8 protein-coding genes and 1 riboswitch are annotated in these 11,749 nt (G+C 28.5%); of the genes, 3 read left to right on the forward strand and 5 right to left on the reverse strand.

Going from position 1 to position 11,749, the window contains the following annotated elements; translation table 11 throughout:
• Positions 1–199: 199 nt before the first annotated feature.
• Positions 200–1,861, reverse strand: a complete 1,662-nt coding sequence (gene gltX / locus QZ321_RS08615) for a glutamate--tRNA ligase (RefSeq protein ID WP_291748433.1) — start codon at positions 1,859–1,861, stop codon at positions 200–202.
• A 378-nt stretch (positions 1,862–2,239) separates the two neighbouring features.
• Positions 2,240–3,544, reverse strand: coding sequence for an NCS2 family permease (locus tag QZ321_RS08620; RefSeq protein WP_291748431.1), 1,305 nt, complete (start codon positions 3,542–3,544; stop codon positions 2,240–2,242).
• A 133-nt stretch (positions 3,545–3,677) separates the two neighbouring features.
• Positions 3,678–3,779, reverse strand: a riboswitch (purine riboswitch).
• 212 nt (positions 3,780–3,991) lie between these two features.
• On the opposite strand from QZ321_RS08620, the gene QZ321_RS08625 reads away from it, so the two are divergent.
• The 3 genes from QZ321_RS08625 (at position 3,992) to QZ321_RS08635 (ending at position 7,802) form a co-directional block, all read left to right on the forward strand.
• The gene (locus tag QZ321_RS08625) at positions 3,992–5,320 is read left to right on the forward strand and encodes a 6-phospho-alpha-glucosidase (RefSeq protein WP_291748429.1); all 1,329 of its coding nucleotides are present in this window, start codon (positions 3,992–3,994) and stop codon (positions 5,318–5,320) included.
• A gap of 26 nt (positions 5,321–5,346) precedes the next feature.
• Complete coding sequence (locus tag QZ321_RS08630) at positions 5,347–6,909, forward strand: PTS transporter subunit EIIC (RefSeq protein WP_291740363.1); 1,563 nt, start codon at positions 5,347–5,349, stop codon at positions 6,907–6,909.
• Positions 6,910–6,998: 89 nt separating this feature from the next.
• Positions 6,999–7,802, forward strand: a complete 804-nt coding sequence (locus tag QZ321_RS08635; protein ID WP_291748427.1) for a MurR/RpiR family transcriptional regulator — start codon at positions 6,999–7,001, stop codon at positions 7,800–7,802.
• Between the two features lie 86 nt (positions 7,803–7,888).
• On the opposite strand, the gene QZ321_RS08640 is transcribed toward QZ321_RS08635, so the two are convergent.
• The 3 genes from QZ321_RS08640 to ilvB form a co-directional block, all read right to left on the reverse strand.
• Entirely contained in the window at positions 7,889–8,812 is a 924-nt protein-coding gene (locus QZ321_RS08640; RefSeq protein ID WP_291748422.1) for a type II CAAX endopeptidase family protein, read from the reverse strand.
• Between the two features lie 155 nt (positions 8,813–8,967).
• On the reverse strand, positions 8,968–9,972 hold the full coding sequence (gene ilvC, locus QZ321_RS08645; RefSeq protein WP_291748420.1) for a ketol-acid reductoisomerase: 1,005 nt from the start codon (positions 9,970–9,972) through the stop codon (positions 8,968–8,970).
• A 77-nt stretch (positions 9,973–10,049) separates the two neighbouring features.
• Positions 10,050–11,732 carry a biosynthetic-type acetolactate synthase large subunit gene (ilvB, locus tag QZ321_RS08650; RefSeq protein ID WP_291740356.1) on the reverse strand — a complete coding sequence of 561 codons (1,683 nt, stop codon included), beginning with the start codon at positions 11,730–11,732 and terminating at the stop codon, positions 10,050–10,052.
• Between the last annotated feature and the right edge of the window lie 17 nt (positions 11,733–11,749).

Genomic DNA, 11,749 nt, shown 5'->3' on the forward strand with positions numbered 1-11,749 from the left:
AACTATAATCATCAGTGAAATCATTCAACAAATTGCAATCACAATCTATATCCCAATATTGTGGATTTAAATGATTAAGTTCACTTTCATAGGTACAATTTATATTTTTATTACTTTTTACCCCATTGGTATCGCCTCCTAACACTCTTATCAGTATTAGTGTGCACTATAATACTTATTTAATACTAGCAACTTGTTGTTATATTTCTAAAAATTTATTAAATCTTTCTCTAACTCTTTCTTCACCCATAATTTGCATTAAAGTATAAAGATCTGGAGTATTTGCCCTATGAGATAATGCCGCTCTTACAGCACCAGCAACATCAGAAATCATTCCCTTATAATTTTCTGGATTTGCTTTATACTCTTTTCTATTTGCACAATATCCAAGTTCTGCTCCAATTACTTTTAATTCGTCAAACCAATTTTCTTGACTTCCTATATTAAAAATAAACTTCTTAGCATATTCTTCAATTATAGCTTTTGCATTTTCTAATGATAAAGTCTTTGGTAATTCCACTTGCTCTGCAGTTTCTTTATAGAATAATTCATCAAAGAAATAAAATATCTTAGCTTTAACTTCATCCCACTTAGCAAAATCTTTTCTTGGTTTTGGCCCTTCTTTATCTATATTAAATATTTCTCTAGACATAGCCTCATTTGAAGTTACTAAATTATACATTTCTTCATCATATTGCTTAGCCCATGCAGTATATTGTTCATATACTTTATCTGCTGGCATTCTAGCTATAACATCTTTAGAAACGTCATTTAACTTCACTAAATCAAATAATGCCCCACTCTTACTCATTTTTTCCAAAGCAACGTGGAACTCATGATAATCAGCAGTTGGATTTTCTGCTCTCCATTCCTCATAACTTGAATTTACAATATTTAATAAATACTCAATTACACATACTACTGGGTAACCAACTTCATTATAGTAAGAAACAGCAGCTTCTGCATCCTTTCTCTTAGAAAGCTTTCTCTTAGACCCACCTTCTTGCTTCATAATTGTTGGAATATGTGCATAATTTGGTCTTTCAAATCCTAATACTTCAAATAATTGAACATGTATTGGAAGAGATGATAACCATTCTTCTCCTCTTATTACATCTGTAGTTCTCATTAAATAATCATCTATAGCATGAGCAAAATGATATGTTGGAAGTCCATCACCTTTAATTAAAACTACATCTTGATTATTTTCTGGGAAAGATATATCTCCCTTTATTAAATCATGGAATTCAACTCTATTTTCAATATTTCCTGGTGATTTTAATCTTAAAATATAAGATTCACCATTATTTATTCTTTCTATAGCTTCTTCCTCAGTAATATTTCTATATTTAGCATACTCTTCATAATATCCTGGAGTTATTTTATTAGCAATTTGTTCTTCTCTTAATGCTGCTAATTCTTCCGGTGTACAGAAGTCTGGATATGCTAAACCTTTTAATAATAAATCCTTAGCAAAGGTTCTATATATTTCAGCTCTTTCACTTTGCCTATATGGGCCATATTCACCTTTTGAAGTTTCTTGACCCGTCATTCCTTCACTAAAGTCCATTCCAAAGTTATGCATTGTGGCAATTGTATCTTCAATAGCACCTTCTACTTCTCTTTTTTGATCTGTATCTTCTATTCTTAAATAAAAAATACCTTCGCTTTGACTTGCTAACCTTTCATTTATTAATGCAGCAAAAACTCCACCTATATGTTGGAATCCAGTTGGTGATGGTGCATATCTAGTTACTCTAGCTCCTTCTTTTAAATTTCTTTTTGGATATTTTGCTATGTAATATTCCCTATCATGTTCAACACTTGGGAATATTATTTCAGCTAATTTTTCAAATGCCATATTTAAATTCTCCTTTAAAATATATAATATTAAAATGAATGTTTCCTTTAAAATACATTCATTTTATTTATAAATAAAAAAGTTTTCATCCTAAAATTCTTAGGACGAAAACTTTTATTCCGCGTTACCACCTAAATTGATTAAAAAATTAATCCACTCAAATACTTATTTAGTTTTATTGCTCTAAGGTTTCCTTCAATAGTTTTAATTTTTAGGCTTACACCATCCCTAAATCGCTTTAAATTAAATTTCTATTTACTGCTCCTCTTCAATGCAATTTATATAATAAGTTTTAACAAATTATAAACTAATTATACAAATTGAAATTATTATTGTAAAGATTTATATTTTCTATTAATTACATAAATTTTTATAATTTTATCTTATTGCAAAATAAATTATAAATAAAATAGCTAATACATACATAACAGGATGTACTTTTTTAGCTTTTCCTTTAAATATCATAAGAATTACATATGATAAAAATCCACAAGCTATACCTTCTCCAATACTATAAGTTAAAGGCATTAATATTACAGTTAAAAATGCTGAAATTGAAACCTCGGGTTTATCCCATTCTATTTCTCTAAGATTACTGCACATTAAAGAACCAACTATAATAAGTGCTGGTGCAGTTACTGCTGATGTAATTACACTAAGTAATGGAGAAAAAATTAATGAAATTAAAAATAATATTCCTACTACAACACTTGAAAATCCCGTTTTTGCACCTATTGCTACTCCAGATAATGATTCAACATAAGAAGTAGTATTAGTTGTTCCAAATATAGAACCTATACAAGTAGCAACTGAATCTGCAAGTAATGCTTTTGAACCATTTTCAACAGAACCATCTTTTTTAAGTAATCCAACCTTTGAACCAACTGCAACTAATGTACCTGCTGTATCAAAGAAATCCATAAATAAGAAAGTAAATATAACTAATATCATTTGAGGATTAAATATATTACCTATATTTTTAATTGCTACACCAAAAGTAGGAGCTATTGATGGTGGCATAGATATTATTGAAGTAGGTATTTCTATTAATCCAAATATCATTCCAACAATTACTGTTGCCGCCATTCCAATAAATATTGCTATATTTGAGCCTCTAACCATTAATATTGAAATTACTATAAGTCCAAATATTGAAAGTAAAACTGTTGGATTTGTTAAGTCTCCAAGTCCTACAAAAGTTGATTCATTTGCTACAACTATTCCTGCATTTTTTAATCCAATGAAAGCTATAAATAATCCAATTCCTGCACTTACAGCAAATTTTAAGTTTGTTGGAATTGACTTAATAACTAATTCCCTTAAACCTGTTGCTGATATTATTAAAAATATAATACCTGATGCAAGAACCCCTGATAATGCAGTTTGCCAAGATATGTCCATCCCTATACAAACACTATATGTAAAGAAAGCATTTAATCCAACTCCCGGAGCTAGTCCCATTGGAAATTTTGCAAATATACCCATAATTAATGTTCCAATTGCTGCTGCTAATGCTGTTGCAACAAAAACACTCTTTTCTGGCATTCCTGCATCTGCTAAAACATTAGGAATTAAAAATAATGCATATGCCATTGTTAAAAATGTTGTTATTCCAGCTATTGTTTCAGTTTTAAAATTTGTATTCTTTTCTTGAAAATTAAAATATTTAGATAAGAAATTCATTTTCGTACTCCTCCATGCATTTTTGTAATCGCAATATTTATCGCATGCAGAGTATATAAGATTTGATATGTAAATTTAGTAACTATTTTTTTATGTATATGTGATATATAATAATTCAAATTAAAATATAAGTTTTATATATAAAACATATCGTAGTCAAATCATTTATGGTGATTTGGTAGAAACTGTTGAACCCTATTTTCAACTTTATACGATAAACACGATTACTTCTTAATATATGAATAATATTAATATACTCAATAATATTTGTCCACATAATTTATTTATTTCCCATAAATTTCTTTGATGTTTTATTTATATATTTTAATAAAATTTTATATAAAAACTAAATAGAAATTTCATAAAATGAAATTTTTAAATATATTTTTTTGAAGATGATATATTATAAACATCAAGAGAAAACATTTACAGGAAAGAGGTATTAATATGAAAAAGAATGCAGTAGTTATTGTAGGTGCAGGAAGCACTCATACACCAGGTATAATTCAAAGTTTATTACAAAAAAAGGATGAATTTCCTTTAAGAAAATTATCTTTATTCGATATTGATGAAAAAAGATTACATTTAGTACATGATATCATGAAACAATTTATTAATGAAACTTATCCTGAGCTTGAAGTTGTTGTTACAACAAATGAAGAAGAAGCTTACACAGATGTAGATTTCGTATTTGCTCAAGTTCGTCAAGGTGGATTAAAATTAAGAAGTTCTGATGAAAAAATCCCATTACAATATGGTGTAGTTGGACAAGAAACTTGTGGCCCTGGAGGTTCAATTTCTTATGGAATACGTTCAATCCCAGCTATAATTCACATAATAAAAATGGCAAAAAAATATTCTCCAAACTGTTGGGTTTTAAATTATTCAAATCCAGCTGCAGTTGTTGCTGAAGCTACAAGAAGAGAATTTAATAACGAAAGAGTATTGAATATTTGTGATATGCCAACAGCAATTCTTTTATCTTACTCTAAAATGTTAGGATTAGATAGCTGGCAATCATTAGACCCTTGCTACTTTGGATTAAATCACTTTGGATGGTTTACAGCATTATATGACAAAGAAGGAAAAGACCGTTTACCAGAATTAAGAGAAATGATATTAACTTCTGGAATGTCAGCTTGCAGTGATAAACACCATAAAGATAAAGACTGGCAAAAAACATGGAAACAATACGCAGAAATAGTTAAAGATTATCCTGACTTCTTACCAAACAGTTATCTTCAATACTATTTATATTCTTCAGAAATGGTAGCAAAGATGGATATAAATCGTACAAGAGCAGACATGGTTATTGAAGGTCGTGAACAAGAAATGTTTGCAGAACACAATAAATATTTAGAATCACCAGAAAATTATAAGAGCCCAATACAAGAATTTACAGTTTTTGGTGATTTCATAGTTGATGCAGCTGCTTCTATTGCATACAATAAGGGAGAACGTTTCTTAGTAATTGTAGAAAATAATGGAGCTATTCCTAATATGCCAGCAGATGCAATGGTTGAAGTACCAGCTTATATACGTTCATGGGGACCAGAACCAGTTTCAATTCCTCCAATCCCAACTTTCCATAAAGGAATGATGGAAAACCAATTAGCTTCTGAAAAATTAGCCGTAGATGCTTACTTCGAAAATTCTTATGATAAAGCATTACAAGCTATAGCTATAAATAAAACAGTGCCATCTACAACAGTTGCAAGAAAAATTTTAGATGACTTAATAGAAGCAAATGGTGAATATTGGCCAACATTAAAATAAAAAAACAATGGATAGAGGGGATTTTCATGGATAAAAAAAAATTATTTAGTTCGTTTCAAAAACTAGGTAAAGTTCTAATGGCACCAGTTTTACTTCTACCTATATCAGGTATTCTTGTTGGTGTCGGTAGTGCATTTACAAATGCTAGTTTAATTAAAGTTGCACCTTTTTTAGGGAATAGTTTCTTTTCCCTTCTATTCCAACTAATGAAGGATGCTGGTAATGTTGTAAACAATAACATTTCAGTTATTTTTGCTATATGTATAGCCTATGGATATGCTAAATCTGAAAAAGCTACAGCAGCTTTATCAGGTTTCCTAGGATACATGACAATGAATACAATAATGGGAAGTTTCTTAATTGCTAGAGGAGTTATAGATACAAGTAATTTATTAACTGGTCAAAAAGCAATTTTAGGTGTAACTACTTTAGATACTGGTGTATTTGGTGGTATTATAATTGGTCTTATTGTAAGTTATCTTCATAATAAATATTATAAGATTCAATTACCTCCAGTATTAGGTATATTTAATGGAACACGTTTTATACCTGCAATTACGATTATAGTTTCTAGCTTTGTAGGAGTTTTATTATCATTTGTATTCCCTCCTATACAAAATGCTTTAGAATTATCTTCTGAATTTATAAATTCAACAGGTGTATTTGGAGCATTTGTATATGGATTTTCAGAGCGTATGTTATTACCTTTTGGCTTACATCACTTTATATATCTTCCATTCTTCTTTACATCACTTGGTGGAGTAATGGAAATTGGTGGACAAACAGTTGAAGGAGCTGTAAATATATATAATGCAATATTAAATACTCCTGGAGCTATGTTTGATATTAATATAAGTCGTTATGTAATGAATGGTAAAGTATTATTTTCTATGTTTGGTTTAACAGGTGCAGCCCTTGCAATATATAAGACTGCTAAAAAAGAAAACAGAAAAAAAGTAGCATCTCTTATGATAGCAGCTGTTATACCTTGTGCACTTATGGGAATTACTGAACCATTAGAATATAGTTTTCTTTTCGTAGCACCTGTATTATTTGGAATTCATGCTTTATTATCAGGGGTAGCTTATATACTAACTTATCTGCTTCAATTTAATGTAGCAGGTCCATCAGCCTTTGGAGGTCCATTACTATCTTGGATATTTAATGGAATACTAAATTCTGATAAGGGATCTCACTGGTATTGGTTACCTATACTTGGAGTATTCTATTTTGTAATCTACTATTATGTATTTAAATTTGTAATTGTAAAATTCAATTTAAAAACACCTGGTAGAGAAGTTATGGAAGTAGAAGAAGTTACAACAAATAATGAAAATAATACTGGAGAATTAATTCCTAAAATAGTAGAATCAGTTGGTGGAAAAGATAATATTTTAAAAGTTGAAGCATGTTTTACAAGATTACGTTTAACTTTAAAAGATAATTCATTAATAGAAAAAGATGATTATTTCAAAAACGAATTATCTGCTAATGGAATAGTTAAAGTTGCACAAGGTGTGCAAATCATTTATGGTAACAAAGCTTCTGTTTACAAAACTGAAATGAGAGAATACTTAGGTATTGAATAAATTTAATAAAAATATAGGATAGCTTATACTATCCTATATTTTTATATTATAATATTTAATAATTACATATAAATAAATTGGAGGAAAATATGTATTCAATTTTTTCTAACTTAAAAAGATGTGTAGAAGAGATAACAGAATATCATTCTACAGATAGTTATATAGCACAATATATTTTACATAATCACGAAAAAATCCCCAACATGACCATATTTGATATTGCAAAAGCATGCAGTACTTCACCTTCTACAATAACTAGATTTTGCAAAAGAGTTAACAATTCAAACTTTAAAGAATTAAAGGAAGATATAATTGTTTATAACGAATTTCTTCAAGATGAAATAAACAATAAATGCATTAAAAATAATAAAAAAATTATTAGTTCATCTATTTTAGATGAATACTTTTATACATTAAATAAATCTTTTATTGAAACAAAAAAAGTTATTGATGAAAAGAAACTTATTAAAGCTGTTAACTGGATTGAAGAAGCCAAAGGAATTTATGTTTTTGGTAGTTCTTTTTCAAATATTATCGCAAAAAATTTTAGTGAAAAATTTACAAGGTTAAATAAGACAAGTTATTCATTTCCGACGTTAAAAAGTCAAATACTTGCTATAGAAAATATGAATAAAAATGACATTGCTATAATAGTATCATTTTCTGCAACTACAAGACATATAAAACAAATAAATAAGCTTTTAAAAGAAAAGGACATAAAAATAATTTGGATTACAGCTCAAAAGGAAATTAAAAACTCTTGTAAAGAAATTAAATTATTAGTAAGTTCCTTAAAAATGGATGAATTTCAAACATCAATTATTCAAGATCATTCACTAACTAGTATAGTAGATATTTTATATATCTACTATGTTTATCTGTATGGACATTAATTAATATGAAAATTTTTATAAATAAAAATAAAATCAGAATGCTTAAAAACATTCTGATTTTTATGCTTTAAATATTAAAATTTATACTAAATAAATAATACAGCTATCATAGAAACTAAACAAATTACTGTAAATAATACCATCCCCAAATTTATCCATATCGTTTTAAATGCTGTTCCCTTTTCTAATTTAACCTCACCATCTAGTAATGATATATTTTTTCTATCTTTTATTAATAAAACTAAACCTACTATTGATATTAATAATACTAAAAATAATACACATCCATAAGCAACTAAATTACTACCATCCCCTATAATTAATGGGATAATAAAACTTCCCATCGTATTAACAAAAATATGAAGAATTATTGAATATTTTATAGTTCCTGTTTTTAAAGTTACATAGGCAAAAATCAATCCTAAAACTGTTGCATAGAAAAATTGTGAAAAATTCGCATGAAATAGACCAAATAAAAGTGCTGTTGTTACTATTGCAACCTTATCACCATATCTCCTTAATTTATTTAACATTATTCCCCTAAACATCATTTCTTCAATTATAGGTGATAATATACCAACAAATATAAGCGTTAATATCAAGCTACTTCCTTCTATAATATTTTGTAATGGATTTACAACTTCACTACCTTTAAATATTGATATTAATATAATAAAAATATTGGTTAAAAAATTAAATATATACATTAAACTATAAGATATAAAACAAAACTTTACAATTTCCCAAACTCCAAGTTTTTTATCTTCTCTTTTTTCTCCTTCTGGTAGTCCCTTAATCATAAAATAAAATACTGGAAATCCTATTAAATAATAACTAATTGCAAGAGCAATATAATTTATCCATGATGCTGATAATAAATCTTGATTAACTTTACCAATAATATTAAAAAATATTATTTGAATAACATTTACTAATATCATAGAAACAAGCATAGCAAGTCCAATTCTATTAAATACCTTTTTATTTTCTTCTTTAATTTTTAATTCCATATAAAGGTCCCCCTATTCTTTTATATTTTAAAAGTATATAAATAATTTCTTTTATTAATTAATATTACAAAAATGTTCATTTAATGATGGATTTTAAAATAAATAAAAGAACCACATAAAAAATGTGATTCCTTTATTTATAAATATTTAATATATTAATCTAATTTCTTAGTATCAATCCAAGACATCATTTCTCTTAATTCTTTACCTACTTTTTCAATAGGATGTTCTGCTTCCATTCTTCTCATTGCATTAAAATTAGGTCTACCAACTTGATTTTCCATTAACCAATTTCTAGCAAATGTACCATCTTGAATTTCAGATAAAACCTTCTTCATTTCCTTCTTAGTTTCATCTGTAACGATTCTCTTACCAACCATATAGTCTCCATACTCAGCAGTATCAGAAACTGAATATCTCATAGCTGCCATTCCACCTTGATACATTAAATCAACGATAAGCTTCATTTCATGTAAACACTCAAAATAAGCATTTTCTGGAGCATATCCTGCTTCAACTAAAGTCTCAAATCCTGCTTTTATTAAAGCTGTACATCCACCACAAAGAACTGCTTGCTCTCCAAATAAATCTGTTTCAGTTTCATCTTTAAATGTAGTTTCTAAGACTCCTGCTCTTGCTCCACCAATACCATTTGAATAAGCTAAAGCTAAATCTTTTGCTTGTCCTGTTGCATCTTGATAAACTGCTATTAAACATGGAACCCCTGAACCCTCTGTATAAGTTCTTCTTACCATATGTCCTGGTCCCTTTGGAGCAATCATAAATACATCAACATCTGATGGTGGAACTATTTGTCCATAATGAATATTAAATCCATGAGCAAATACTAAAGCATTACCTTTCTCTAAATATTGTGCAATTTCTTCTTTATATAATTTAGCTTGCTTTTCATCTGGAACAAGCATCATAATAATATCAGCACTCTTTGCTGCATTAGAAACTGTTGTTACTTCTAATCCTGCTTCTTTAACTCTATCCCAAGATTTACTTCCCTCATATAATCCAACTATTACATCTACTCCACTTTCATGAAGATTTAAAGCATGTGCATGACCTTGGCTACCATATCCAATTATTGCAACCTTTTTTCCTTTTAATAAATTTAAGTTTGTGTCCTTTTCATAAAACATTTTTGCCATTTTTAATACCCCCATTTTGTTTATTACTTATTATTCATTAAAATTTTATATCATTATTTATATGATAAAAATTTAAATTAACCTTCTAAATCTTCTTCATTTATTATTTGGTGAATTGGTGCACCTGGTGCAACCATAGGAAATACCTTTTTATCACTATCTATCATATAATCAATGATTACAGGTTTATTTATAGATAACGCTTCTTTTAATACATCTTCTAATTGTCCTCTGTCTTCAACTCTAAATCCAACACCACCAAATGCTTCTGCAAGTTTAACAAAGTCTGTTGGTCTATCTAAAGTAGTTTGAGAATATCTTGCTTCATAAAAAAGGTTTTGCCATTGTCTAACCATTCCTAAAGCATTATTATTCATCACAATTACTTTAATTGGAATATTGTATTTAACTGCTGTAGCAAACTCATTACAATTCATTCCGAAGCTTCCATCTCCAGCAATATTAAATACAGTCTTTTCTGGATTAGCAACTTTAATACCTATAGAAGCCCCTAATCCAAACCCCATGGTTCCAAGTCCACCTGAAGATATTAATGTTCTTGGAGTCTTAAAATTAAAATATTGTGCTGTCCACATTTGATGTTGTCCTACTTCTGTGGCTATAATAAAATCTCCATTATCCATTTCGCTAAGTTTTTCAAATAAAAATTTTGGTGTTAATTCTTCTTCATTGTCTCTATTATTTTTAGTTACAGATAAATGCTTTAATTCATTTACTGCATTTAGCCATTCTTTATTTTCCTTATTTTCTAATAAAGGCATTAATTTTTGTAATACAAGCTTTATATCCCCTATAATGAAAGAATCAACTTTTACATTTTTATTTACTTCAGCTGGATCAACATCTATTTGTATAACCTTAGCATTATTGATAAACTCTTTATCACTTATTACTCTATCGCTAAACCTTGCACCCAATGCAATTATTAAATCACTTTTTGTTGCTAAAATATTAGAAGCATTACTTCCGTGCATTCCTATCATACCTGTGTTTAATCTGTGATTTGAAGGTATTGCACCTCTACACATTAATGTTGTTGCTACGGGTGCATTTAATTTTTCTGCAAAATTAATTAATTCTTCTGTAGCATTAGCACTAATAACTCCGCCACCTGCATAAATAAGAACCTTAGAAGCTTCATTTATATACCTTGAAACTTCATCTAAAGCTTCCTGTGTTATATGCTTACCCTTAGGCTCAACATTTATTGGGTCTAAATCTTCATATTCAGTTTTAGCTGCTGTTATATCTTTAGGTATATCTATTAAAACTGGGCCTGGTCTTCCTTCTTTTGCAATATAAAATGCCTTTCTAATTATTTTTTGTAAGTCATCTATATCTTTAACTATAAAATTATGCTTTGTTATAGGCATTGTTATACCTGTTATATCAACCTCTTGGAAACTATCTTTACCAAGCAAATCCTTAGAAACATTTCCTGTTATTGCAACTAAAGGAACTGAATCCATATAAGCTGTTGCTATACCTGTAACAAGATTTGTTGCTCCTGGCCCAGACGTAGCTAAACAAACACCTACCTTACCTGTAGACCTTGCATAACCATCTGCAGCATGAGCGGCACTTTGCTCATGACAAGTTAAATAATGTTTTATTTTATCTTTATATTTATATAAATAATCATAAATATTTAATACCGCTCCTCCAGGGTATCCAAATATAGTGTCAACACCTTCACTTAATAAAGATTTAACTAAAATTTCCGCTCCTGTTAATAGCACTAAAAATCTCCCCCTTT

The sequence above is a fragment of the uncultured Clostridium sp. genome (assembly GCF_910588715.1).
Taxonomy (GTDB): Bacteria; Bacillota; Clostridia; order Clostridiales; family Clostridiaceae; genus Clostridium.

Bases quoted from the DNA above. Each gene is read 5' to 3' on its own strand.
- gltX (WP_291748433.1), bottom strand. From the start codon at position 1,861: ATGGCATTTGAAAAATTAGCTGAAATAATATTCCCAAGTGTTGAACAT.
- QZ321_RS08620 (WP_291748431.1), bottom strand. From the start codon at position 3,544: ATGAATTTCTTATCTAAATATTTTAATTTTCAAGAAAAGAATACAAAT.
- QZ321_RS08625 (WP_291748429.1), top strand. From the start codon at position 3,992: ATGAAAAAGAATGCAGTAGTTATTGTAGGTGCAGGAAGCACTCATACA.
- QZ321_RS08630 (WP_291740363.1), top strand. From the start codon at position 5,347: ATGGATAAAAAAAAATTATTTAGTTCGTTTCAAAAACTAGGTAAAGTT.
- QZ321_RS08635 (WP_291748427.1), top strand. From the start codon at position 6,999: ATGTATTCAATTTTTTCTAACTTAAAAAGATGTGTAGAAGAGATAACA.
- QZ321_RS08640 (WP_291748422.1), bottom strand. From the start codon at position 8,812: ATGGAATTAAAAATTAAAGAAGAAAATAAAAAGGTATTTAATAGAATT.
- ilvC (WP_291748420.1), bottom strand. From the start codon at position 9,972: ATGGCAAAAATGTTTTATGAAAAGGACACAAACTTAAATTTATTAAAA.